Source organism: Methylobacterium ajmalii (assembly GCF_036448855.1).
Classification (GTDB): Bacteria; Pseudomonadota; Alphaproteobacteria; order Rhizobiales; family Beijerinckiaceae; genus Methylobacterium; species Methylobacterium ajmalii.
In genome coordinates, this window is record NZ_JAZFXT010000020.1 from 1 (window position 1) to 24,029 (window position 24,029).

The window sequence follows — 24,029 nt, forward strand, 5'->3', positions numbered from 1 at the left end:
CCCCCTGCTCAGCCCGGCTGCGCCACCCCGACCCGCTTCGCCGGGCTGAGCAGGGGCGTCGCGCATGCTCAACAAGGGGGCCCGATTGGACGCCGATCAGGGGTCCCGTTCCGATGCCGTTTGACACGTCCATGAAGGCGACCACGGAGTACGGCACCGGCACCATCGTGCCCCCGCGCGGGGTCAGGCACACGTCCGGCCCCTTCGAGACCAGCATGTTCGACCGGTCCCTGCGCGCCGAGATCCGTCCCTCACTCATGCCGTCTCCTCCGCCACCCCGTCCGTCCGCCTCGCGGCCAGCACCGCGTCCCGGTCCGCCCGCGTCACCAGCCGCACCGCCGCGAACGCGCCGGGCTCGAAATTCACCCGCCAGGTGAGGAAGACCCGCGCCCGGCTCCGCCGCGCGCAGGCGAGGTCGAGAAAAACCGTGTCGAGGGCCATCTCCCGCGCCTCGGCCGTGCCGTCCGCCCGCACGAATTCCGCGACCATCCCGTGGTCGGGCAGCACCAGCCGGCTCTCGGCCTCGCCCGGCATCAGGTTCATCAGCACAATCGTCTCGCCGCCGGCGAGATATCCGGGACAGATCAGGTCGGGATGGGCGCTGTTGTGGAAGGCGAAGTCGTAATCCTCGGCCCAGTTCGGCCAGACGTGGTCGATCCAGTGCTGGTCGTAGGTGCCCCCGAGCGGCAGCCGCGGCTCCCAGGCCGGCGGGATCGGCCCGAGGCCCTGGGGCGGGTAGGCCCGGCCCGGATCGGTGACAGGATCGCCCTCGGCCTCGATCTGCGGCGCGGGCCGGGCCTGCCCGTGGTCGGTCCAGTCCGGATCGATCAGCCCGCGGCCGATCGGGTTGCGCACCTCGCAGACGAAGCGGGGTCGCCCCGCCTCGTCCTCCCCCGCCGCCACCGTGCCGCCATACGCCAGCTCGTAGCGCAGCGGCACCTCGCTCGCCGGCTCGGGCTCCGACAGCTCCCAGCCGGCAAACAGCCGGCGATGCGCCCGCCAATCCCGCGCCTCCTCGGCGGAGAGCCGGCGGCGCCAGCGCGGCCGCCACTCCCGCGGACCGGTCACCCGCAGGCTTTTGGCCAGCACCGGGCCGGCGGCACCCTCGACGGCGATGCCGCAGGTCCAGGACCGCTTCGGCTCGCCCCCCGGCGCCCGCGCCACCGCGTCGACGATCAGGTCGGTGCGCGGCTTGTGCGGCACCAGATCGGAGGGGAGCCGGAGCGAGGTCTCGTTGTCGGCGCCGTGGCAGGTGTCGTCGAAGACCAGCGGGGCCTGCTCCTCGGCGACCGCGAGCCGCCCGTCCGCCTCGATCGCGTAGGTCGCCTTGACGATGACGACCCCGAACTCCCGCCCCCGGTTGTCGGACGAGTAGTAGCGGAAGTTCGGGAACGGGGTGTAGTTCAGGAGTTCCGGCATCGGCCCGCTCAGTTGTGGTCGAGCATCGGAGTCAGCATCTGGATGTGGGCATCGCCCTCGACGTAGACCTTCACGCCCTTGAGCAGGATCGTGCCGTCGCCCTTCATCACCAGGAGCGACTTGGCCGAGCCGTTCGGGCCGACGGCGATGACGACCTCGTCGCCAACGTCGATCTTGAGCTGGTTGCCGATCTTCTGGGTGTAGACGTTGCCGACGCTGAGCGCCTTGACGGCCCCGATCTGTTCGGTCTGGGCGAGGCCGACCGAGTTGTTCTGCAGCCGCCCGACCACCTGGTTGAGGATGCCGGATCCGATCATTCCGGCGACCTGCCGGCCGGTTTCGGCGCCGGCGGCCGCGACTGCGCCGCCGGCATCCTGGGCGATGCCCTTGGGCGAGGCGACGCCCGCGAGCGCGTCCGCCGCCCCGGCGCCGGTCAGCGCCGGCCCGGCGCCGGCCAGCGCCGCCGCGTAGGAGGCGACCGTGGCGGCGATGCCGCCGAGGTCCGCGCCCGCCTCCGCGCCGCCGCCGTCGGACGTTTCGGGCCCCAGGGCCGCCGCCGCGGCCCCGGCTGCGCCGCCACCCGGCGCCTCGGACAACCCGCTCGCCGCCGCCTGCTGCATCGCGCCCGAGACCACGCCCATCGCCTCGCCGAGCAGGCCGGACGATTGGCCCATCAGCCCGGCGAGCGTCGCGGTGACGAGGCCCGGCACCGCCCCGCCCACCGCTCCGACCGCAATCGACATCCCGCCGCCGACGTTGTGCTGCATGTTGGCGCCGACCTGGAGCGAGTGGTTGGCCCCGACGTTGCGGACCGCGTCGCGCTCGATATGCTGGGTGAGGGTATCGCCGACGCGGTGGGTCTGGTCCTTCTGGGCGAGCATGTGGATGCGCTCGCGCCCGCCCAGATCCTCGAAGGCGAGCTCGTTGTAGCCGCGGGCCTTGTAGCTGTCCGAGCGCAGCACCATCCGGGTCTTGTTCAGCGGCAGCTCGTAGGGCACCGGGTTGTTGGGGTTGGGCGCGATGCCGATCACGATCGGCCGGTCGGGATCGCCCTCCTGGTAGGCCACCAGCGCCTCCATCCCGACCCGCGGGATGATCTGCTGGCCCCACTGCGTCCCGCCCCAGGACTGCGTCACCCGCACCCAGCCGGTATCCGTCCCGTCGCCCCGGGCCCGTCTGTCCCACGGGAATTGCAGCTTGATCCTCCCGAACGCGTCGGTGTGGATCTCCTCGCCGGGAGGCCCCGCGATCAGCGCGATCTGCAGCCCGTCGATGCGCGGGCGCGGGATCGCCCGGTGCGGCGTCGCCGGCCGGTCGGCCGGGAGCGTCGTGAAGGCGTTCTCGTAGTGCGGCGTGCCCGCGCCGCTCTCGTAGGTCGGGTCCTCGGCCCGGTGCAGGAGCTGCGTGATCACCTGCGCCGGGTAGACGTGGCCCGGATGCGCCACCTCGTAGGGGGTGAAGCGCGATCCGGCCGCCAGGGTTCGCACGCTGGAGCGGCCCTCGATGCGGTCGAAGCCGGTCTCGGTCGCCTGGATGCGCAGCCGCGTGGCCCGCTCGCCGGCCTCGCGGGTCAGCGCCCTTGCCGGATATTCGTAGAGTTCGTACGCTGTATTCTCGGGAACGCGGTCGATCGACGGTGTATCGGCGGCAAGATCAAGATTTGGTGTTAGGAATTCGTAATCCTTTCCGGCTCTTCGTCCTGGCGTGAACGAGAGTTGCCGGCGCCAGTCGTGGATGTGCTCGGCATCCGACGAGCCGAAGGCAAGACGAACCCGGGTCTCGGTCCCGCCGTCATAGGCCGAGGGATGATCGCCGACCACGAGCGTGTGCTTGCCCCGCTCATGCCGAAACCAGAAGAAATGCCCTTCTTCCTCGAGGCGGCGCAGCAGATAGGCGAGATCGGTCTCGTTCCACTGCACGACGTAGTCGCGCTTCTGCGGCGGGCGGGTGACGCCGGCGAGGGTGTAGTCGCGGATGCCGTGCTCGGCGCAGAGCGTCTCGACCACCTCGAGCGTCGACTGGGTCAGGAAGATGCGGCAGTCGCTGCGCTGGCTCATCAGCCACAGGCGCGGGCGCAGGGTGAGCGCGTATTGGCGTGCGCCGCGGGTGACGATCGGCCCCTCGTGCAGGTCGGTGACGAGGCCGTTCCAGACCCGCTGCGAGCCGTCGGCCAGCGTGAGGGCGAGATCGGCGGCGGTGCCGACGATCTCGTCGGGGCGGACCTCGTCGCGTTGCGCGCGGACGCGGGCCTGGATGGTGAAGAGGCGGTTGATGCCCTCCTCGACCTCGAGGCGCTCGAGCAGGAGGACGTCCTCGCCGAGGACGGTGTCGATCGCCATTAGCCGCCCGGCCTGGGTGTAGCGCACGGGCTTGGTCATCGCGTACCTTCCGTAGAGGTCGAAGATATGACCAATAGTCTAGGGCGGGATGTCCGGACGTTCAACCCGGCGTGGTATGGCGGGTCTGGGAGACAACCCGCCAGGCATGACGCAGGTGCGACGGGATGTCGAATCGTAGAGCAGGCGCCGGTCGGCCGCGGATGCCTCGCCCGCCCGGATCGACGGCGGCCGTCAGGCGTCGCCGGCTCGGGCCGTCGGCAGATCGGGGAGGCGAGCGGCTTGTGCCAGGCGCCGAGCCTCGTCCTCGCCGTAGCACCCGAAACTACTACACCGACAACCCGGTGCCCTGCGACCTGCCGGGGCACAAGACCAAGCTCGTGGTGCGCTCCAACACCTACAAGGGGCGGGGCTACAACGAGATCTTGATGGAGGACGTGGCGGGGGCCGAGAACCTGTTCACGCACGCCCAGAAGGACATGACCACGAAGGTCCTGAACGACGCGACGGCGCGGGTGGACGCCAACCAGGTCGGGAGCGTGGGGGCGAACCACTCGTTCGAGGTAGGCAACAACCAGAACCAGGCGATCGGGGGCTCGCGCTCGCTCACCGTGGGGGCGGTGGGGGCGCGGCGAGCGCGGCCCTGGCCGCGGCGATGTCGGCGATGTCGGGGCAGACGGCGGGGCTGCTCGGCCAGGCGATGGGCGTCGCGATGGACGCGATGGGCGCGGCCTCCGGGGACGGCGGGGCGGCGCCGGTCGATGCGGGGGCGCTCGCGGGGCCGGCCGGGACGGGCGGCGGCGATGCCGCGGGCGATCCCGCAGCCTCCGCCCTCGGGGCGCTGGCGACGGGGTTCGGCGGGCTGGTGGGCGGCGGCATCGGCGGGCTGATCGGCGCCGGCATCGACGGAACCCGGGTCGGGATCAACGACGCGAGCGTGCGCAGCATGCGCATGGCCGGCGGGGCCGGCATGGCGGCGGCGGGCACGGCGCTCGCCGGCCAGGTCGGCGGGATGGTGGGCGGCCTGGGCGGCGTGATGAACACGATGGTCACCCGCTTCCAGAACAACACCACCGGCATCGCCTCGACCGAGCAGGTCGGCGTCAGCAAGGTCGTCAATGTCGGGCAGACGATGCTGGAGAACGTCGGCAAGGCCCATACCCACACCGTCGGAGAGCAATTCGTCATCAATGTCGGTAAGGAGATGCAGGTCAACGTCGGTGAGGTGTTCCAGGTCGTCGTCGGAAAATCGACGCTGACGATGGACAAGGACGGCAACGTCACGATCACCGGCACGAAGATGCTGCTCGGGTTCTCCGATTCGGTGACGGCCTTCGGCAAGGTCATCGACCTGAACCCGAAGCGCTGAGGGCGGGCCGATGCTCATCCGCAACGAGACCCCCTTCGCCGCGATGGGATTCGGGCAGCTCCACCGCGACGGCACGCCGATGGCGGTGCTCTGCGTGCGCGCCGGCTGCGGGCTCGATCCCGACGGCTCGCTCCACCTCGCCGAGGACCAGGCGATCGTCCTCAACGACGTCTACGAAGGCGACCCGCTGCGCACGCCCCTGCTCCGCGTGGGTGATCTCATTCCCTACAAGCCCGCCGCGGACGTCACGCTGCTCGGCGCGGCCCACGCGCCGAACGGCCGGGCGACGAGGCGCTGGGAGGTCGCGCTCGCGATCGGCGATCACGGCGTCCGGCTGCGGGTGCACGGCCCACGGTCGTGGGAGCCGGCGCTCGCCTTTCTCACGCCGACCTGGAAGCTCGGGACCGCGGAGTTGGTCACGCGCGTCCCGCTCGACTACCGCTACGCGTTGGGCGGCCGGTATGTCGGCGATCCCGACGGCGGCGCCGACGCCCGCAACCTCCTCGGCCCCGGGCTTCTGCATCGTGAGTTCAGCCGCGTCGGCAAGCCGTGCCGGGCGCCGCAGATCGACAGCGCCCGCGCCCCGGTGGACGCCCCGTTCGCCAGACCTCTGCCGCAGGGCTTCGGGCCGGTGCCGCCGTTCTGGTCATGGCGCCAGGCGCATGCCGGCACCTACGACGAGGCTTGGCAGGCCGCGCCGGAGCGGCGCCTGCCGGACGACTTCGATTATCGCTTCTACCAGACGGCCCACGGCGACCTCGTCCTGCCACACATCCGGGGCGACGAGGAACTGCGTCTGGACGGGCTGGTGCCGGGTGGCGGGATGCTCCGCGTCACGCTGCCCGGCCTGGCCATCGTCGCCCACCACCACTGGCTCGACGGCCGCCAGGTCCATGCCCGGCTGACGCTCGACGGTGTCCATCTCGACCTGCGCCGGGACGAGGGTCCGTGGCGGGTGGACCTGACCTGGCGCGGCTGGGTCGAGGCCTGCCCGGCCTATGACGGCGCGGTGCTGCTGCCGGTCCGGCTCGCCGACGCCGACGCCGACGGCATGCCGGTCTCGGGCGAGCACGGCCTGCGCGAGCCGGAGGTGATCGCATGACCTGGCCCCGCGAAGGCTCCCGCGACATCCGGGACGGCCTCATCGTCTCGCAGGTGCCCGACATCTGCCTGACGCCGCAGGGCGCCGCGATGGTGCCGGTGCCCTACACGATCTGGTGCCGCCAGGCCGACGCCGCCGAACTCGCCGACAGCATCCGCCAGACCGACGAGCGCACCCACGCCAGGGGCTCGCTGGTGCTGCGCTGCTACGGCGACGAGCCGGGCACCGGCGGCGGGATCCGCTCGGGGACGACGGGCGCGGAATGCACGCCCAAGACCTGGTCGTCCTCGGTGTTCGTCGAGGGGCGCGAGATGGTGCGCCACGACGACGAGTGGTGGATGAACCACCGCAACACCTACGGAAAGCTGATCTACACCAAGGACATGGAGCAGGCCGAGGTCGCGGGTCCGCGCGCGGTCGTGCCGCTGATGGACGACGGCCGGTGGGTCGGCACCGCGGCACCCGAGGCGACCTCGTTCGCCGGCCCCACCTCCTCGGTCGGCGCCGGCGGGCTGGTGTTCCAGGGCGGGCGGATCCTGATCCCCCCGCTGATCAACGGGGCGCGGGCCGGGGAAATTTTGATCCGTGGCGTGCTGGTCAAGATCTTCACCGGGGCGCGTACGTCGCGACGCCCGAACGAGTGTCCTTGCGTCGTTGCTCCCTACCGGCAAATGTCGAAGGTTTGCTCGAAAGCTTGTATTGATGGAGAGGCGCATCATATTATGCCCGATCAAGTCAAGCACTATGGAAGTCGCAAGGAGGGCATTGTTGGCTTGAAGAGGATCGGAGGGCTCGCAGGATATTGGGATGGTATGTCTATTTGCGTGAGGGGGCAGAAGGAAACGCAAGGCTCAGAACATTGGATTGCCCATCAAGTTGACGAGAAAATCGAAGCTCTAGGTCTAAGCCATCCGGATACGCCAGCTTTTCCCAAGGGTACGGCGCCCATAAAAGAAATTCGTAGGCTCAGCGAAGACCAAATGATCGCGGCGCGCAGCAAGTGCGCGGCGCAAATAAAGGCTGGATTTTCAGCAGAAATGACTAACGTAAATCAAAATATGCTTGGAAGAACATATGGAGACTCCCGATTTCCGCCGTCTCCATACACGATCCCCGCCCTCGTCAACCAACATCCCACTGTACACTAAATGGAGCAAAATAATGAAAAATTTCAAGTTTCCTCGGGCACGAGCCATCACGGGCGATGTTTTTTATGCATCCGGCATTCCAGGCGACAATGAAATTGACGACCCCCTTACCCGTATTTATCAGTATAACAAAGGGGGATGGGATCATGCCGATGTTCCCATTTCTACGCAATATATATCCTTGTATCATCGCCCCGAAGGAGGGCGAATTGCAGTCTATGTATCTTCTAATGGGACGATTTTCTCTCCTGAGCCCTCATTCAAGTGCCAACCGGTCATTGATGGCAGTTTGAATTTCCAGAAAAAAAGTGGCCGCATCGCTGCCATTCGGCAAGCAGGGAGTACGCTCCTGGCTTGCGGTGATAATGGGCAAAACTACCGCCGGCTTGACGATGGCCAGTGGGTCCCGCTCGATCTCTCACTTTTCGACGAATATGTCGATCCAAGATGGGTGTTTGCTATCGGGGCACAAGGAACGACAGGTGCCGAGCAAGACGCCTATTGGGACGCTCACCCCGACGAGAAGGCCGAAAGCGATCGCCGCGTCAGGCTTTTGAATAGCGGCCTGACGCTCATGAGCATCGACGGCAGCAGCGTGAACGACGTCTATATGTGCGGCCAGGATGGTGCCGTATATCATTGGGATGGAATACGATCACAAAAAATTCCCGTGCCGATGGCAGCCTTCCTCAACGACATCCTGGTGGACGACACCGACACGGTCTGGATCTGCGGGCGCGAAGGGACCTTGCTGCGCGGCAATGCCCGCCGGGGCTTCACGCTCGTCCCCTGCGAGGGCCAACCAGATTTCAACACCGTGACCCGCTTCAGGGACAAGATCTACCTGTCGAGCTACGCCGGCCCGCGCGGCGTCTTCGTCTGCGACGGCCGCGTCCGGCAGCTCACGACCGGCCCGTCCGCCGTATTCAAGGACATCAACACGGTGGACGGCGTCGCGGACGCGCTGTGGGCTTTTGGCCTGACCAGTGTCGCCCGCTTCGACGGCACGAAGTGGGAGCGGATCAAGCTGCCGAAGTGGTCCGACTGAGATGGCGATGACCCCTGCTCTCATGGGCGAAGCCGTCCGCCGCATCAACTGTACCGCCGTCGGCGCTTGGCTGGAGGCCTGGCTCGCGCCCCTGGGCCTGCCCCTGCCGGCCGCCTTCGACGGGAACAGCGAGGCGGTCACGCCCCGCGCATCCGGCGTGGTCCTGCGCATCGGCGCGGTCTCGCGGGTGCAGGGGCTGCCCGACCCGCGCGATCGGCTCCGCCTGATCGCGATCGAGGCGGATGCGGGCGCCGCGATGCCGCTGGGCCTCGATGCCGCCCGCGAGACCCTCGCAACGGCGACGGCCAAGTTGTCCACCGCCACGGTGGGAGGTTCCCCCGCCGAGCTGGCGGCCGGGGATCGGCGCATCTCGTTCTTCATCGACGGGGGCCGGGTGATCGAGTTGCGGTTCCTGGACGGTCTCGTCGGATTCGACCGCCTCTTGGTCGCGCGGCTGGGCGAGCCGGGTGATTGGCGCAATCCCGCGGAGCGGTAGGCTCGCTGCAGACGATGTGCTGTCCGCGTGGCCCACACCCGCACGGTCGGCGAGGTGTTCCGGATCGTCGTCGGCAATTCGACGCTAACGATGGACAAGGACGGCAACGTCACCATCACCGGCAAGACCTTCACCACCGACTTCTCCGACCAGGTGAAGCACTGGGGCAAGGTCATCGACCTCAACCCGTCGCGCTGACGGGGGCGTCCGATGCTCATCCGCAACGACACGCCCTTCGCCGCCCTCGGCTTCGGCGACCTGCACCGCGACGGGATCGGGATGGCGGTGGTCGCGGTGCGCGGCCGCTACGACCTCTCCGCCGAGGGCGCGCTCAGCCTCGCCGACACCCAGGCGCTCGTGCTCAACGACGTCTATGCCGGCGATCCCCATCGCACGCCGCTCGTGCAGGTCGGGGACCTGATTCCCTACAAGCCCGGCGCCGACGTGACCGTCCTCGGCCACGCCCACGCGCCCGGCGGTAGGCCGGCCCGCTCGTGGACGGTCGCGCTGACGGTGGGCGAGACGCGGGCGGCGCTGCGGGTCCACGGGCCGCGCGCCTGGCAACCGGCGCTGCGCTTCCTGCGGCCAACCTGGAAGCTCGGCCCGGCCGAGCCCGCCACCCGCGTGCCGCTCGACTATCGCCTCGCCGCGGGCGGGCGCGTAGTGGGGGATCCGGAGGGCACGACGAGCCCCGACAACCCGATCGGCCCGGGGCAGCTGCACCGGGACTGGAGCCCGGTCGGCCGGGTGCTGCCGGCGCCCCGGATCGAGGCGCCGGAGGCGGCCCTCGCCGATCCCTTCGCGGTCGCGCGCCCGGCGGGCTTCGGCCCGGTGCCGCCGTTCTGGCGCTGGCGCGAGGGGCATTGCGGCACCCGCGACGAGGCGTGGCTTCGCGAGCGCTGCCCGCAGATGCCGGCGGATTTTGATTACCGCTTCTTCCAGACCGCCGCGCCCGCCCTGATCCGGCCACGCCTCCACGGCGACGAGACCGTGCGGCTCGACGGGCTGGTGCCGGGCGGGGCGCTGGCGTTCCGGTTGCCCGGGCTGGTGCCGGTGGCCCACCACGCCTGGTTCGACGGCCGGGCCGTGTCGGCGCGGCTGCACCTCGACGGGGTGCATCTCGACCTGCGGGCGGAGGCGCCGCCCTGGCGGGTGGACCTGACCTGGCGCGGCTGGGTGGCGCGCTGCCCGGCCTATCACGGGGCGGTGCTGGGGGTGGTGCCGCTGGCCGAGGCGGCGGGCCTGGCGGTGTCGGGCGAGCACGGGCTGAGCGAGGAGGCGGGTTCGTGAGCCTGCCGCGGGAGGGCTCGCGGACGGTTCGCGAGGGGATCGTCGTCGCGGAGGCGATGGACTGGTGCCGCTCGCCGACCGCGATCGTGCCCTACAGGATCTACACGCATCATCAGGTGGAGGGGGCAAGCACCGCCGACAGCGTGCGTCAGACCGACGAGCGCTCGCACGTGCGGGGCTCGCTGATCCGGCAGTGCTACGGCGACGAGCCGGGGGTTGGCGGGGGCGTGAGGTCGGGGACGCGGGGTGCGGAGTGCGAGCCGAAGACGTGGTCGTCGAGCGTGCGGGCGGAAGGGCGCCCCATGGTGCGCCACGACGACGAGTGGTGGATGAACCACAGGAACACGTATGGTCGGCTGACTTACGTCAAGGATGCCAAGCGCTACGAGACGCCGGAGGAGAAGGAGGTCACGCCGCGGATGCCGGGTGCGTCCGGGCCGCCGGGCGAGACGGCGAGCGACGCGAGCCCGGATGCGGTTCGTCCGGGTGCGCGATACGCGCAACTGGCGGTGCCGATGCCGGGGCCCGTTCCGGTGCCGATGCCGGTGCCGCCGATCCCGCAGGGGCAGGGAACGGCGGCGGCGGATGCGGTGTGGAAGGGCATCAAGGGACTGAAACCCGAGGAAGGGGAGACGTTCTCGGACTACATGCAGCGGCCGCTGTACAATCTCGGGATAAAGAAAAAAAAGAAAAGTCAGGAACGAAATCGGGAACGGGCAGCGTCCGTATCAGTGCGCGGGATCGCCAACGGAAATGCCCTTGCACCGTCGAGCCCTACTCGAAGCAGAAGACGGCCTGCCAGGTCGAATGCCCCGGGTCGCAGGCGCACCACATCGTCCCGGATTATCTTCTCGGGGCGGGCAACAGGAAGATGCGGGAGAGAGGCGACCGCCTCTACGCCAACGATGGAAGTCTCTTGACGTCGTTCGGCGATGGACCTGCGATCTGCCTGATCGGCAACAAGTCGACCCAGGGAACTCCCCATAACGCCGCCCATGGGGGAGACGGCGAAATCCAGTCCAGGGCTGCCGACAACGGTGGGGTGCTTTCCCTCGGTGAGGGTGTTGACATCTCGGTGTCGCACGCCCTCGCGGCGAGACTGGAATGCAGCGGCGAAATCCTGACGAAAACTTATGACGAATTCAGGAAGTTCGATCCGGGCACGCCGATTAGAGGTGCCAAAAATCCGATCGGCAAAAGTAGCGCAATATCAAAGTTGTTAAACATTGTCAAACCAGAAACAGAGAGATAAGGCTCATCCAAAATGAAAACGCAATATTTGTTAACGCGCATGAAATGTGGCCGACGTCTTGGTATTTCTGCTGCTCCGGAGGAAAACAATACATATTCACCTTTCACGCGATTTTGTGTCTACGATCACCATGATCGAGACGACAACAAGTGGGGATCGTTTGCGCTTGATAGCTGCGTTCAGGGCGTCACTATCACTCAGATCGAAGGAGCAGAGTACGCTGGATTCTGCGTCATTTCGGCTGAAGGCGATGTTAGTTATTTTTCATTTCCGACCATTTCCGAACGCATACCCGAGACGGGCATACATGCGCCGGACTCCAAGTACTTCGGGCGGATGCAGGACATCCAGGAGATCGGCGACAGCCTGTTTGCCTGCGGCGACGGCCTGCAGTTCTACAGGCGCAGCCGCTACGGGGACGGGACCTGGCACTGCCTCGCGCCCGACCTGCGCCAGCCGCCCGGAACGCCGGCCTCCGCCTACTGCATCATGCCCCGCATCAACGGTCCCCACGAGCGCGCGGTCTACGCCGTCGGACAGCGCGGATCGATCTACTTCTGGAACGGCGAGACCGTCCGGAAGCTCGACTGCCCCGTCCGCTCCACCCTCATCGACATCCACGTCGAGTCCGACGACGCGATCTGGATCTGCGGCGGCGACGGCACCCTGCTCAAGGGCAACCACAGGACCGGGTTCCGGCTCTGCCCCGGCACCGGCCTCGGCACGACGCTGTTCCAGCGCATGACCATGTACGACGGCACGCTCTACCTCGCGGCCAGCGGCGGCGATCCGTTCGGCCTCTTCACCTATCGCGACGGACGCATCGCCCCGGTCCGTACCGGGCTGCAGCCCGAGATCGCCGACCCGCACTTCGTCGACAGCGCGCACGGGGTCCTGTGGGCGATGAGCATCAAGGACATCGTCCGCTTCGACGGCCATGCCTGGGAGCGGATCGACTTCCCCGGTCATCCGCCGATCCGATGAGCGCGCCGTCCGAGCGGCCCGAGGCCCGGGCCTGGAGCGACCGGCTGGCCGGTCTCGTCCGGTGCACTGGCATCGCGGACCAACTGCCCGAGATCGGCGCCTGGCTCGGCCAGCAGGCCGGGACCTTTCCGCCGTCGCGCCCCGAGCGCTTCGCCCCCTACGCCGCGCCCGAGCGCGGGGTGGCCCTGCGCCTGCACTATCCCTTCTGGGACAGGGCGACCACGTGCGATCCCGACCAGTGGCTCATCGCCGACGTGACGTTCGATCCGCTGCGGGCGCCTCTGCCGTTCGACCTGGAGGCCGAGGGCGAGACGGTCGAGAGCGCCACGGGCAAGCTCGACCCCGACCGTGACGATTTCCCGGCGACGCGGACCAGCACGTTCTACCTCGACGACGACCGCGCCGTGACGATCGTGTTCCTCGAGGGCGGCCGGGGGATCGAGACCCTGCGCGTGACGCGGTTGTACGGGGCGGTGCGGTTTCCGCCACGCTCCGGCTCCGCCGTCCCCGGTCGGTGAGATCGACGGGCAGATCATCGACGGGTCGTGGCGCGTGCGGGCGGAAGGGGTGCCCTGGCGCGCCACGACGACGAGTGGTGGATGAACCATGGGGAGAACCACCGTCTGGCAGCCGACGCGCGCCGGACGGACCCGTCTCCGTCGCCACCGGCGAATACCTCGAGACCTGGCACGACTTCCCGATCCCGGCGACTCTGCCCTTCGACGGCGCGCGCTCCATGGGCCTCAAGCTGCCCCTGCCCGCGGGCTATGCCGGCCCCCTCGGCCCCTGCCAGATCTCGATGTTCGACGAGATCGTCGCCAACCCGGAGCCCGGCCAGCTCGACTTCCACCAGGCCGACGGCAAGGTCGTCCGCTTCGACAGGCCGTTCAACTTCCTCGCCAGCCACAATGCCGGCTTCCCCCATCTCGACCTGCGCGCCCCCTGGCTGCGCCAGCTCGAGTTGCGCGACCGCCGCCTGATCAAGCATTTCCGCCAGGACGAGGACGAGATCTACCGCCTCGTGCGGATCGAGGATCTGGATGGCCACGCCATCACCTTCCTGCGCGATGCCGACGGGGTGCTGGAACGGGCCGAGGGCACCGACGGGCTCGCCCTCGCCTTCACGAACGACGAACGCGGCCGCCGCACCGGCATCACGCTGATCGGCACCGACGGCTCGCGCCTGGACCTCGCCCGCTACGCCTACGACGCCATGGGCCGCATGACCGAGGCGGACTGCGCCTTCGGCATGTCGGTCGCGTATCTCTGGGAGCCCGACCGCGACCTGCTGGCCGCCTGGCACAACCGCACCCGCCGCTCGCAGTCGCGCTTCACCTACGACGCCGCCACGCGCCGCACCACCTCCCTCCCCGGCGGCGCCGAGGCCCTCGCCCAGCGGTTCGCCTACGACGAGCACCACAACGTCACCGCCGAGACCGACGCCTTCGGCCACAGAGTCTCCGCACCTTCGACGAAGCCGGCTTCGAGACCGCGCAAGCGCAAGGACGAGAAGTCCGACATGGCGGTGATCATGGCGCGGGAGCAGGTGGCCACCGCCAGGGTCCTCGAAACGGCTAAGCTGATGGCCACGAAGACACCGCAAAAGGCATGGGTCTCAGATCTCGCTGCGCCGCAGCAGGTAGTCCAGGCCCCCCACCCGGTACCAGCGGTAGCCGTAGCCCTCCAGGAGCACGCAGTGGCAGCCGTCGTCGTTGGCGAGGCTGCGCTGGCCGGTCAGCAGATCGATCAGGTTGCGGCCGTCGCCGTCGAGACCGGTGGCGAAGGTGATCTCCTTCGGCTCGGCCGCGAGGTTGTGCAGGCACAACACCGCGGTGTTGCGCCAGTCGTAGCGCAGGGCGAGGATGCCGGGATCGCCGGTCTCGAGCGCGGTGAAGTCGCCCCAGCCGATCTCCGGCACCTCCTTGCGCATGCGGATGATGCGCTCCATCCAGTTGAGGAGCGATTCCGGCGCGCAGCGCTGCGCCGCCGCGTTGACGTGGGAATAGGCGTAGGGCCCCTCGTGGATCGGCGGCGATTCCGGGTGGTCGCTCAACGTGAAGCCGCCCTGGGGCTCGTGCGACCACTGCATCGGCGTGCGGGCGCAGTCGCGCTCGGGCAGCGAGAGGTCGTCGCCCATGCCGATCTCGTCGCCGTAGCGCAGGACCGGCGTCCCCGGCAGGGTGAACATCAGGCTGTAGGCGAGCTCGATCCGGCGCCGGTCGCCGCCGAGCATCGGCGCCAGCCGCCGGCGGATGCCGCGGTCGTAGAGCTGCATGTCCGGGTCGGGGCCGAAGGCCTGGAAGACGGTCTGGCGCTGCTTCTCGGTGAGCCGCCCGAGGTCGAGCTCGTCGTGGTTGCGCAGGAAAATCGCCCACTGGGCGGAGGGCGGGCGGTTCCAGGTCTTCTGCAGCGCCTTCACCAGCGGGCGCGCATCGGCCGAGGCGAGCGCGTAGAACAGCGCCTGGTTGACCTGGAAGTTGAACATCATGTGCATGCGGTCGGCGTCTTCGCCGAAATAGTCGAGGTCCTGGCGCGGCAGGATGTTGGCCTCCGCCAAGATGATCGCGTCGCCCTGGCGCCATTGCAGGAACTCGCGGAAAAGGCGCAGGAGCTCGAACTGCTCGTGCGGCTCGCCCGAGGCCTCCGGCCCCTTCTCGGCGATGACGAACGGCACCGCGTCCATCCGGAAGCCCGAGACGCCGAGCTGGATCCAGAACCCCATGATCTTCAGGATCTCGGCCTGGACGTGGGGGTTGGCGGTGTTGAGGTCGGGCTGGAAGTCGTAGAACCGGTGGAAGTACCAGGCCTTGGCTTCCTTGTCGTAGGTCCAGGTGCTCTTCTGCACGCCCGGGAAGACCACGCCCTCGTGGGCGTTGGCCGGCTTCGTCTTCGACCAGACGTACCAGTCGCGGGTGCGAGCGTTGGGGTCGGAGCGGGCGGCCTTGAACCACGGATGCTGGTCGGAGGTGTGGTTGACCACGAGGTCGATCAGCACCCGCATCCCGCGCTGCTTGGCGGCGTGGGTGAAGGCGACGAAGTCGCCGAGGGTGCCGTAGCGCGGGTCGACGCCGTAATAGTCGGCCACGTCGTAGCCGTGGTCGCGGCCCGGCGAGGGCTGGAACGGGTGCAGCCAGATCGCCGTCACGCCGAGCCCGAGCAGATAATCGAGGCGCCGCTCCAGTCCCTCGAAATCGCCGATGCCGTCGCCGTTGGCATCCATGAAGGAGCCGACCGAGAGGCAGTAGATCACCGCGTTCTTGTACCAGAGGTCCTCGATCACCCCGGTTCTCCTCACGCCTCGTCGATTGTCGCTCGACTGGACAACTAGGGCAGGTGCAGCCGGAGCGTAGCCTTGGCGCCGGCTTAGGCAGAATGGCGCCCGGGCGAGCAGCGCGTTCGGCAAAAGGCGGGCAGGCGGCCCCGAAATCCGGCGCTTGCCCACAATTTGAGCCCGCAGGCACGGGAACCTTTTTCGGATTTTCCTTGGCACGAGCTTTGCGGATCGGGGCGTGGCCGCATCGGCCCAGGGAGACGATAACGATGACGTGGAAGGGTTGGCTCTCGCGCGCTGCTGTCGCGGGCGGGTTGGCGCTCGGCACGCTGGCGACCACGGTCGCCTCGGCGCAGGAGACCATCAAGGTCGGCATCCTGCACTCGCTCTCGGGCACGATGGCGATCTCCGAGACGACGCTCAAAGACGTCATGCTCATGCTCATCGAGGAGCAGAACAAGAAGGGCGGCGTGCTCGGCAAGAAGCTCGAGGCCGTCGTGGTCGATCCGGCCTCGAACTGGCCGCTCTTCGCCGAGAAGGCGCGCGAGCTGATCGCCAAGGACAAGGTCTCAGCGGTGTTCGGCTGCTGGACCAGCGTGTCGCGCAAGTCCGTGCTGCCGGTGTTCAAGGAGCTGAACTCGATCCTGTTCTACCCCGTCCAATACGAGGGCGAGGAGAGCGAGCGCAACGTGTTCTACACCGGCGCCGCCCCCAACCAGCAGGCGATCCCGGCCGTCGACTACCTGATGAAGGAGGAGAAGGTCGAGCGCTGGGTGCTGGAGGGCACGGACTACGTCTATCCCCGCACCACCAACAAGATCCTCGAAGCCTACCTGAAGGCCAAGGGCGTGAAGCCCGAGGACATCTCGATCAACTACACCCCGTTCGGCCAGTCCGACTGGCAGACCCGCGTCGCCGCGATCAAGAGCTTCGGCTCGGCCGGCAAGAAGACCGCGGTGGTCTCGACCGTCAACGGCGACGCCAACGTGCCCTTCTACAAGGAGCTGGCCAACCAGGGCATCAAGGCGACCGACATTCCGGTCGTCGCCTTCTCGGTCGGCGAGGAGGAACTGGCCGGCATCGACACCAAGCCGCTGCTCGGCCACCTGGCGGCGTGGAACTACTTCATGTCGATCGACACGCCGGCCAACAAGGCGTTCATCGAGAAGTGGCACGCCTACACCAAGAACCCGAAGCGCGTCACCAACGACCCGATGGAGGCCCACTACATCGGCTTCAACATGTGGGTGAAGGCGGTCGAGAAGGCCGGCACCACCGATCCCGACAAGGTGATCGCGGCGCTGCCGGGCATCAAGCAGGACAACCTGACCGGCGGCACCTCCGAGATGCTGGCCAACCACCACATCACGAAGCCGGTCTTCATCGGCGAGATCAAGGACAACGGCCAGTTCGACGTGGTGTGGAAGACCGACGGCCTGATCCCCGGCGAGGCCTGGTCGAAGCAGCTCGACGGCTCCAAGGACCTCGAGGCCGACTGGGTCAAGCTGAACTGCGGCAACTACAACACCAAGACGAAGAAGTGCGGCGGCGCGTGATCGCGTGACCGACCATGGGCGAGCGCGAATGCGCTCGCCCTCATGAGCGCTGGACTCCTCTCCCAGGCCGGACAACGGCCGCGCACTTCGCTTGTGAAGTCCAACCCATTGTCGATGCGAGCGCTTCCCCTCCCCCTTATGGGGAGGGACTAGGGGTGGGGGCGGTGCAGAATGGAGCGTCGAGCTCTATCCGGCACCGCCCCCACGCGGGATCTTCGATCCCCCTTTACCCCTCCCGCAAGGGGGAGGGGAGGCGCGCGACTTTCAAGGTTGGAAGCTCTCGGATGAGATGTGCGGCTGTTTCAGCCCATCCGGGAGAGCGGAAAACACCACATCCACTCTCGGACATCCCCTGAATGCGCCGCTGCCTCGTCCTTCTCCTCGTCGCCTTGTGCACCGCCTTCTGCGCCGTCTTGGTCCTGCCGGCCGCCGCGCAGACCGGGTCCGACGCCGCCTATGCCCGGCTCGCCAGCGACAGCTATTCCGACATCGAGGCCGCCATCGCGGCGCTCGCGGCCAGCGGCGATCCCAAGGCCGGGCCGGTCCTGCGCGCGCTGACCGACAACCGCCTGCTCTACCGCCCGGACGACAAGGCGCTCGCCATCAAGGACGGCGCCAAGGTCGTCGATGCCCGCACCGGCGCGGCGGTGAGCCCCGACGGCCTCAAGCCCGTGCGCGTCAACAACCGGGTGCGCCGCGCGATCGACGCCGCGCTCGGCAGTCTCAACCTGCTCGCCCCCGACGCCGCGACCCGCCGCAACGCCGCCGATGCGGTGTTCAAGGCCCGCGACGCCGCGGCGCTCCCCGCCCTCGACGCCGCGCTCGCCCGCGAGTCTGACGCCGGCGTGAAGCGCAGCCTACAGGAGGCCCGCGCCGCGGCCCTGCTGGCGAAGTCCGGCGCGCCGGAGATCGAGCGGCTCTCGGCGATCGACACCCTCCAGGCCCGCGGCGACTCGGAAGCGCTCGGCATCCTGCGCGGCCTCGCGACCGATCCCGCCCAGAGCGTGCGCGACGCCGCCGCCCGCGGCGTATCCGGCATCGAGACCCGCCAGGCCCTGATGGCGAACGTCCAGAACGCCTGGTACGGCGTCTCGCTCGGTTCGGTGCTGCTGCTCGCGGCGATCGGGCTCGCCATCACCTTCGGGGTGATGGGCATCATCAACATGGCGCACGGCGAGATGGTGATGCTCGGCGCCTACACCACCTACCTGGTGCAGGAGCTGATCCGTCAGAAGGCCCCCGGCCTGTTCGACTGGTCGCTGCCGATCGCGATCCCGCTCGCCTTCCTGGCGGCCGGCGCCGTCGGCATCCTGATCGAGCGGACCGTCATCCGCCACCTCTACGGCCGGCCGCTGGAGACGCTGCTGGCCACCTGGGGCATCAGCCTCATCCTGCAGCAGGCGGTGCGCTCGGTCTTCGGGCCGACCAACCGCGAGGTCGGCGCGCCGTCCTACATGTCGGGCGCCTTCGACCTGTTCGGCCTCTCGATCACCTGGGGCCGGCTGTGGATCGTGGTGTTCGCGCTCGGCGTCTTCGTCGCCCTCAACCTGATCCTCAAGGCGACCTCGTTCGGCCTGAAGACCCGCGCCGTCACCCAGAACCGCCGCATGGCCGCCGCCATGGGCATCCGCACGCCGTGGATCGACGCCTTCACGTTCGGCCTCGGCTCCGGCATCGCCGGGGTGGCGGGCGTCGCGCTCTCGCAGATCGACAACGTCTCGCCCAATCTCGGCCAGGGCTACATCATCGATTCGTTCCTGGTCGTGGTCTTCGGCGGCGTCGGCAACCTGTGGGGCACGCTGGTGGCGGCCCTGACGCTCGGCGTCGCCAACAAGTTCCTCGAGCCCTATGCGGGCGCGGTGCTCGGAAAGATCCTGCTCCTCGTCTTCATCATCCTGTTCATCCAGAAGCGGCCGCGCGGCCTGTTCGCGCTCAAGGGCCGGGCGGTGGAGGCCTGACCATGCTGCTCTCCCGCATCGACAAGCCGGGCTGGATCTTCCTCGCCGCGCTCGCGCTCGCCTGCCTCGTGGTGCCGGCCCTCAACCTCCTCACCGCGCCGGGCTCGGCGTTCCACGTCCCGACCTACGCCGTCTCGCTGATGGGCAAGTACCTCGCCTACGCGATCCTGGCGCTCAGCCTCGACCTCGTCTGGGGCTATTGCGGCATCCTCTCGCTCGGCCACGGCGCGTTCTTCGCGCTCGGCGGCTACGCGATGGGCATGTACCTGATGCGCCAGATCGGGCCGCGCGGCGTCTACGGCAACCCGGTCCTGCCCGACTTCATGGTCTTCCTGAACTACAAGTCCCTGCCCTGGTACTGGCACGGCTTCGATTGGTTTCCCTTCGCGGCCGTGATGGTGCTCTTGGTGCCGGGCCTCCTCGCCTTCGTGTTCGGCTGGCTCGCCTTCCGCTCGCGGGTGACCGGCGTCTACCTGTCGATCATCACCCAGGCGATGACCTTCGCGCTGATGCTCGCCTTCTTCCGCAACGACATGGGGCTGGGGGGCAACAACGGGCTCACCGACTTCAAGGACATTCTGGGCTTCAACGTCCAGGCGCAGGGCACCCGCGTCGTCCTGTTCGTCCTGACGGCCGTAGCGCTGGCCTTGGCCTATCTCGTCGCCCGGTTCATGACGACCTCGGCCTTCGGCAAGGTGCTGATCGCGATCCGCGACGCCGAGTCCCGCACCCGCTTCCTCGGCTACCGCACCGCCCACTTCAAGGTCCTGGCCTTCACCGTGTCGGCGATGATGGCGGGGGTGGCCGGCGCCCTCTACGTGCCGCAGGTCGGCATCATCAACCCGTCCGAGTTCGCCCCCGCCAACTCGATCGAGGCGGTGATCTGGGTCGCGGTGGGTGGGCGCGGGACGCTGGTCGGCGCGGCGCTCGGCGCGGTCCTGGTCAACTACGCCAAGACGCTGCTCACCGGCGCGCTGCCGGATGCCTGGCTGTTCGCGCTCGGTGCCCTGTTCGTCGTCGTCACCCTGTTCATGCCCAAGGGCATCCTCGGCACCCTGTCCGAGCGCCTCGGCGCGCGGCGGGCCAAGGTCCGGACCGACATTCCCCCCACTCTCGCCGAGGAGGGCCGCGGATCATGAGCGCGGCGGTCGCCCTTTCCCCCTCCGACCCGGTTCACGAGAAGCGGCTCACCCAGGCGCTCCTCTACGTCGACGACATCAAGGTCACGTTCGACGGCTACCGGGCCCTGCGCGGCCTGTCCCTGACCCTGATGCCCGGCGAGATGCGGGCGATCATCGGTCCGAACGGCGCCGGCAAGACCACGATGATGGACTGCATCACCGGCAAGACCCGGCCCGATACCGGCCAGGTGATCTACGACGGCGTGCACGACCTGACCCGGATGGACGAGGCGGCGATCGCCGAGCTCGGCATCGGCCGCAAGTTCCAGAAGCCGACGGTGTTCGAGAGCCAGTCGGTCGCCGACAACATCCTGCTGGCGCTGAAAGGGCCGCGGGCCGCGACCGCCTCGCTGTTCGGCTGGCGCAACCGGGTCGAGCGGGCGCAGATCGACGCCATCCTGGAGACGGTGGGGCTGATCGCCCACCGGGCGCGCCCGGCGGCCGACCTCTCGCACGGCCAGAAGCAGTGGCTGGAGATCGGGATGCTGCTCGCGCAGGACCCCAAGCTCCTCCTCGTCGACGAGCCGGTGGCCGGCATGACCGACGCCGAGACCGAGGCGACCGCGGCGCTCCTGCGCCGCATCGCCAAGGATCATGCCGTCATCGTGGTCGAGCACGACATGCACTTCGTGCGGGCGCTGCAATGCCGCGTCACCTGCCTGCACGAGGGCGCGGTGCTGGCCGAAGGCTCGATCGATTCCGTCTCGGCCGACCCGCGGGTGGTCGAGGTCTATCTCGGCCGCTGAGAGCGTCGGTGGCGGCGAAAGCCGGACAGGCGCTCCCATCGGCATCCCTCCCCGTCATCCCGGGGCCGCGCAGCGGAACCCGGGATCCATAACCGCCGACGATGCCGGATGAAGCGGGACGCCGGTCGCCTCGTTCCTCGAGGTCAGCGGTCATGGATCCCGGGTTCTCAGCCCGGCTCGCCCCAGGATGGCGGTGAGGGCGGCCATTCCGTCGGACGAGCCGAACGGGCTCTGAGGATTTCTTCCATGCTCTCCGTCGAGACCATCGATCTCCATTACGGCGCCGCGCAGGCCCTGCGCGGCGTCTCGCTCCAGGCTGAGGCAGGCAAGGTGACGGCGGTGCTCGGCCGCAACGGCGTCGGCAAGACCTCCTTGATGCGCGCCATCGTCGGCCAGCAGCCGGTGTCGAAGGGCGCGGTCAAGCTCGACGGCCGCGACATCAGCCGGCTCGCCCCCTACGACCGCGCCCGCCAGGGCATCGCCTTCGTGCCGCAGGGCCGGGAGATCTTCCCGCTCCTCACCGTGAAGGAGAACCTCGAGACCGGCTTTGCCCCCTGCAAGCGCGCCGACCGCTACGTGCCGGCCGAGATCTACGACCTCTTCCCGGTTCTCAAGGACATGCTGGGCCGGCGCGGCGGCGACCTCTCGGGCGGCCAGCAGCAGCAGCTCGCCATCGGCCGCGCCCTGGTGACCCGCCCCCGCGTCCTCGTCCTCGACGAGCCGACCGAGGGCATCCAGCCCTCGATCATCAAGGATATCGGCCGGGCGATCGATTACCTGCGGGGCAAGGGCGACATGGCGATCGTGCTGGTCGAGCAGTATTTCGAATGGGCCCGCGACCTCTGCGACACCTACGCGGTGATGGATCGCGGCCAGGTGGTCGAGGCGGGCCCGCGCTCGGGGATGGTCGAGGCGCAGGTGCGGCGGTGGCTGTCGGTGTGAGACGCCAAGTTGCCCGGCCGATCTTTTGCTCCTGGGTGTGATCGCGATCGATCCAGATCCCGTCCACCTTCACCCGCACCGGCGCCCGGTCCGCCTTTGCGCCAGGGTCCAGCACCCGACCGGCCACTTGCGTATCGTGGACGTTGGCCGCCGTCGCCACTGCGGCCAGGACAAAGTCACGGGAGCACGTCGTCACGCGGCGTTTGAAGCCCCCGTATCTTCTTCTTGCCGTCGATGCCGCGGACGCCTGCCCGAGAGTCGTGCCTTTTAAGGTATTTTTCTGGCACTCATTCTGATCGAATCCATTGGCGACGTGCCGTCGTCTCTCAAACAGTATCCTGGTCTTCGAAGCACTCCGAGCCCCTGGACGCATCATCACGCGTGGCTGGGATACGGTCGCGTTTCATTGCGATCCCAAACAATGAAGACCGAACGGCATGGCTCCGAGAGGGCGGCAGCCCGCCCCGGCCTCACCTTACGAAACCGTCATCCGCCGCTCAGCCTCGGTTAAGCCCGCGTGGCGCGTGATGGAGGTCTGTGCGGGAAAGGCGAGGGGGGAGCATGACGGTCGATCCGCGGCAGACGGCGCTCGCCCTCGGGCGATTCGGGCTCGGGGCCCGCCCGGGCGACCTCGCCCGCAAGGAGCCGATCCGCGACGCCCTGCGCCGGGAGGTGACGGCGGGCGCGGTCGCCCTGCCGAGCGGACCGGACCTCGAGGCCACGCCGACGCTGCTCTCGGCGCTGCGCACCGAGGAGCAGGCCCGCAAGCTCGCCCGGGAGGGCGGGCCGGATGCGAGTCTGCCGGAAGGGCCGCCGGCGCCGCCGGTCCCCGAGCGCACGTACCGGGCCGAGGTGGCCGCGCGCCTCGCCCTGGCGCAGGCCGCACCGATCGGGTTTGCCGAGCGCCTGGTCTGGTTCTGGGCCAACCACTTCACCGTCTCGGTGGCGCGGGGGCCGCAGCTGCGGGTCACGGCCGGCGCCTTCGAGCGCGAGGCGATCCGCCCGCACGTGCTGGGGCGCTTCCGCGATCTCCTGCTCGCCGCGGCTACCCATCCGGCGATGCTGATCTACCTCGACAACGTCGCCTCGGTCGGCCCGAACTCGCCGGCGGGCCAGCGCCGGCAGAAGGGCCTCAACGAGAATCTCGGCCGCGAGATCCTGGAGCTGCACACCCTCGGGGTCGGGAGCGGCTACACCCAGGACGACGTGACGGCGCTCGCCCGCATCCTCACCGGCTGGTCGCTCACGCGCGAGGGCAATGCCGACGGCCTTCCCGGCGCGACCGCCTTCCGCCGCGGCGAGCACGAGCCCGGCGCGGTGACGCTGCTCGGCCGCACCTACCTCGATGTCGGGCCCGAGCAGCTGCGGCTCGCGCTCGCCGACCTCGCCGCCCATCCGGCCACCGCCCGTCACGTCGCCCTGCGGCTCGCCCGCCACTTCGTCGCCGACGATCCGCCCCCCGCCCTGGTGGCGCGCCTCGCCCAGACCTTCCTCGACCAGGACGGCGACCTCGCCCGGGTGTCGCTGGCGCTGGTCGAGGCGCCGGAGGCCTGGGACCCGGCGCAGCGCAAGGTGCGCTCGCCGCAGGAATTCCTCGTCGCGGCGACGCGCGGCCTCGGCCTCGCGCCGGATCCCCGGATGGTGATGGCGGGGCTCGCGAGCCTCGGCCAGCCCTACTGGTCGGCCGCGGCCCCGAACGGCTACCCGGACGAGGCGGGCGCCTGGGCCTCGCCCGAAGGCCTGCGGGCGCGCCTCGACCTCGCCGCCCGGGCGGGCCAGCTCGCCGCCGGCACCGATCCGCTCGCCCTCGCCGACGCGGTGCTCGGCCCGCTCGCGACCGACGAGACCCGCACGGCGCTGCGCAGGGCGGAAAGCCGGGCGCAAGGGATCGCCCTGCTGCTGATGGCGCCCGAGTTCCAGCGACGGTGACA

At 69.0% G+C, this 24,029-nt stretch carries 21 protein-coding genes and 1 pseudogene; 18 read left to right on the forward strand and 4 right to left on the reverse strand.

Going from position 1 to position 24,029, the window contains the following annotated elements; all coding sequences use genetic code 11:
• Positions 1-255: 255 nt before the first annotated feature.
• Together V3T34_RS07415 and V3T34_RS07420 are read right to left on the reverse strand one after the other, a co-directional pair.
• Entirely contained in the window at positions 256-1,419 is a 1,164-nt protein-coding gene (locus V3T34_RS07415) for a DUF2169 family type VI secretion system accessory protein (protein WP_305078644.1), read from the reverse strand.
• 8 nt (positions 1,420-1,427) lie between these two features.
• Positions 1,428-3,797: a type VI secretion system Vgr family protein gene (locus V3T34_RS07420; protein WP_305078645.1), complete on the reverse strand. Its 2,370-nt coding sequence runs from the start codon at positions 3,795-3,797 to the stop codon at positions 1,428-1,430.
• A 161-nt stretch (positions 3,798-3,958) separates the two neighbouring features.
• Here V3T34_RS07420 and V3T34_RS28555 point away from each other — a divergent pair.
• The 12 genes and pseudogenes from V3T34_RS28555 to V3T34_RS07475 all read left to right on the forward strand — a co-directional run.
• Positions 3,959-4,363 (forward strand): annotated as a pseudogene (locus V3T34_RS28555) (bacteriophage T4 gp5 trimerisation domain-containing protein); the annotation flags it as partial.
• A 56-nt stretch (positions 4,364-4,419) separates the two neighbouring features.
• Complete coding sequence (locus tag V3T34_RS07425) at positions 4,420-5,124, forward strand: hypothetical protein (RefSeq protein ID WP_305078646.1); 705 nt, start codon at positions 4,420-4,422, stop codon at positions 5,122-5,124.
• A 10-nt stretch (positions 5,125-5,134) separates the two neighbouring features.
• On the forward strand, positions 5,135-6,226 hold the full coding sequence (locus tag V3T34_RS07430; protein ID WP_305078647.1) for a DUF2169 family type VI secretion system accessory protein: 1,092 nt from the start codon (positions 5,135-5,137) through the stop codon (positions 6,224-6,226).
• Complete coding sequence (locus V3T34_RS07435; protein ID WP_305078648.1) at positions 6,223-7,374, forward strand: DUF4150 domain-containing protein; 1,152 nt, start codon at positions 6,223-6,225, stop codon at positions 7,372-7,374. Before V3T34_RS07430 ends, V3T34_RS07435 begins: the two co-directional genes overlap by 4 nt.
• A 13-nt stretch (positions 7,375-7,387) precedes the next feature.
• On the forward strand, positions 7,388-8,422 hold the full coding sequence (locus V3T34_RS07440) for a beta propeller repeat protein (RefSeq protein WP_305078649.1): 1,035 nt from the start codon (positions 7,388-7,390) through the stop codon (positions 8,420-8,422).
• A 7-nt stretch (positions 8,423-8,429) separates the two neighbouring features.
• Complete coding sequence (locus V3T34_RS07445) at positions 8,430-8,918, forward strand: hypothetical protein (protein ID WP_305078650.1); 489 nt, start codon at positions 8,430-8,432, stop codon at positions 8,916-8,918.
• A gap of 27 nt (positions 8,919-8,945) precedes the next feature.
• Positions 8,946-9,116, forward strand: coding sequence for a hypothetical protein (locus V3T34_RS07450; protein WP_305078651.1), 171 nt, complete (start codon positions 8,946-8,948; stop codon positions 9,114-9,116).
• A gap of 12 nt (positions 9,117-9,128) precedes the next feature.
• Positions 9,129-10,208, forward strand: a complete 1,080-nt coding sequence (locus tag V3T34_RS07455) for a DUF2169 family type VI secretion system accessory protein (RefSeq protein ID WP_305078652.1) — start codon at positions 9,129-9,131, stop codon at positions 10,206-10,208.
• Entirely contained in the window at positions 10,205-11,128 is a 924-nt protein-coding gene (locus V3T34_RS07460; protein WP_305078653.1) for a DUF4150 domain-containing protein, read from the forward strand. The genes V3T34_RS07455 and V3T34_RS07460 overlap by 4 nt, the downstream gene beginning before the upstream one ends.
• The gene (locus V3T34_RS07465) at positions 11,125-11,460 is read left to right on the forward strand and encodes a hypothetical protein (protein WP_305078654.1); all 336 of its coding nucleotides are present in this window, start codon (positions 11,125-11,127) and stop codon (positions 11,458-11,460) included. Before V3T34_RS07460 ends, V3T34_RS07465 begins: the two co-directional genes overlap by 4 nt.
• Before the next feature lie 336 nt (positions 11,461-11,796).
• A complete protein-coding gene (locus tag V3T34_RS07470) occupies positions 11,797-12,444 on the forward strand; it encodes a hypothetical protein (RefSeq protein ID WP_060846811.1) in 648 nt (215 codons plus the stop codon).
• On the forward strand, positions 12,441-12,962 hold the full coding sequence (locus tag V3T34_RS07475; RefSeq protein ID WP_305078655.1) for a hypothetical protein: 522 nt from the start codon (positions 12,441-12,443) through the stop codon (positions 12,960-12,962). The genes V3T34_RS07470 and V3T34_RS07475 overlap by 4 nt, the downstream gene beginning before the upstream one ends.
• Before the next feature lie 14 nt (positions 12,963-12,976).
• Here the strand turns inward: V3T34_RS07475 and V3T34_RS07480 are convergent, their stop codons facing one another.
• Positions 12,977-13,897: a hypothetical protein gene (locus V3T34_RS07480; RefSeq protein WP_305078656.1), complete on the reverse strand. Its 921-nt coding sequence runs from the start codon at positions 13,895-13,897 to the stop codon at positions 12,977-12,979.
• Positions 13,898-14,059: 162 nt separating this feature from the next.
• A complete protein-coding gene (locus V3T34_RS07485) occupies positions 14,060-15,724 on the reverse strand; it encodes an alpha-amylase family protein (protein ID WP_305078657.1) in 1,665 nt (554 codons plus the stop codon).
• A 260-nt stretch (positions 15,725-15,984) separates the two neighbouring features.
• Here V3T34_RS07485 and urtA point away from each other — a divergent pair, with 260 nt between their 5' ends.
• The 6 genes from urtA (at position 15,985) to V3T34_RS07520 (ending at position 24,027) form a co-directional block, all read left to right on the forward strand.
• Positions 15,985-17,271 carry an urea ABC transporter substrate-binding protein gene (urtA, locus tag V3T34_RS07490; RefSeq protein WP_060846807.1) on the forward strand — a complete coding sequence of 429 codons (1,287 nt, stop codon included), beginning with the start codon at positions 15,985-15,987 and terminating at the stop codon, positions 17,269-17,271.
• Between the two features lie 356 nt (positions 17,272-17,627).
• Positions 17,628-19,229: an urea ABC transporter permease subunit UrtB gene (gene urtB / locus V3T34_RS07495; RefSeq protein ID WP_305078658.1), complete on the forward strand. Its 1,602-nt coding sequence runs from the start codon at positions 17,628-17,630 to the stop codon at positions 19,227-19,229.
• 2 nt (positions 19,230-19,231) lie between these two features.
• A complete protein-coding gene (urtC, locus tag V3T34_RS07500; protein WP_305078659.1) occupies positions 19,232-20,368 on the forward strand; it encodes an urea ABC transporter permease subunit UrtC in 1,137 nt (378 codons plus the stop codon).
• Complete coding sequence (urtD, locus tag V3T34_RS07505; RefSeq protein ID WP_305078660.1) at positions 20,365-21,156, forward strand: urea ABC transporter ATP-binding protein UrtD; 792 nt, start codon at positions 20,365-20,367, stop codon at positions 21,154-21,156. Before urtC ends, urtD begins: the two co-directional genes overlap by 4 nt.
• Positions 21,157-21,402: 246 nt before the next feature.
• Positions 21,403-22,098, forward strand: a complete 696-nt coding sequence (gene urtE, locus V3T34_RS07510; protein WP_060846803.1) for an urea ABC transporter ATP-binding subunit UrtE — start codon at positions 21,403-21,405, stop codon at positions 22,096-22,098.
• A gap of 561 nt (positions 22,099-22,659) precedes the next feature.
• On the forward strand, positions 22,660-24,027 hold the full coding sequence (locus V3T34_RS07520) for a DUF1800 domain-containing protein (RefSeq protein WP_331369139.1): 1,368 nt from the start codon (positions 22,660-22,662) through the stop codon (positions 24,025-24,027).
• The last annotated feature ends 2 nt before the right edge of the window (positions 24,028-24,029 follow it).